The sequence below is a fragment of the Wolbachia endosymbiont of Glossina morsitans morsitans genome (genome assembly GCF_000689175.1).
In the GTDB taxonomy this organism is placed as follows: Bacteria; Pseudomonadota; Alphaproteobacteria; order Rickettsiales; family Anaplasmataceae; genus Wolbachia; species Wolbachia pipientis.
Genome location: NZ_AWUH01000185.1, coordinates 1 through 928 on the forward strand (window position 1 = coordinate 1; position 928 = coordinate 928).

1 pseudogene is annotated in these 928 nt (G+C 36.6%); it reads right to left on the bottom strand.

Features of this window, described 5'->3' with window-relative positions:
• Window positions 1-928, bottom strand: a pseudogene (locus tag WGMM_RS04750) (Mur ligase family protein); the annotation flags it as partial.

Sequence of the window (928 nt, forward strand, 5' to 3'; positions counted from 1 at the left end):
CTCGTTATAGGCAATATCTACGCCTTTCTCTATAGCTTCTCTCCTACCTCCTATCTCCAGTGCATCAGGGCAATGTAGCAAAATATCGTGGCGAATTTTTGCCGGATCTTCATCACGCGGATTATCATCTGTAATTATTACTTTATCTGCATACATTTGTGCTATTTTGCCCATTTCTGAACGTTTCGTCTGATCGCGATTTCCACCGCATCCAAAAACTAGAATTATTTTTTTGTTGATATGCCATTTTAAAGACAATAGGGCTTGTTTAAGCGCACTTGGAGTATGAGCGTAATCCACGAATGCAAAAGGTTTCACTTTTTCCATTCTTCCTGGTGGAGAAATGAGTTTTTCTACGCATATTTCTCTGTAATTTAATCCAGATATACCGATTGCACATAGCAGATTATATGCTTGAAATTTTCCTAAAACTGGGAAAAATGTATTGTAAATTTGGTTATCAATTTTTACTGTAAGATGTTGACCATTAGGGGTTGGTGTTTGCTCTAATAAAGTAATATCAGAGCCTTTTTTTCCATAAGTCACAACTTTATTACTGTGTTTTTCAGCTATTTTAAGCAATGCGCCGTATTCATCTATATCCGCATTTAAAATCGCTGTTTTTCCTTCTGGTAATACTTCGTAAAATAACCTTTTTTAGTTTCTAAATATCCACCAAGACTTTTATGGTAATCTAAATGATCTTGCGAGAAATTAGTAAAAGCTGCAGCACTCAACTTTAATCCATGGATTCTGTATTGATCAATCCCATGACTTGATGATTCCAACACTAAGTGTTCTACACTTATACCACGCAATGTTGCGTAAAGGTCTTCTGCACCTGGAGTGGTAAGGCTGTTGCTATTACCTTTTCTGCCATTATTGATGCATGTTCCAAGTGTTCCAATAGACGCAGCATTATAGCCAG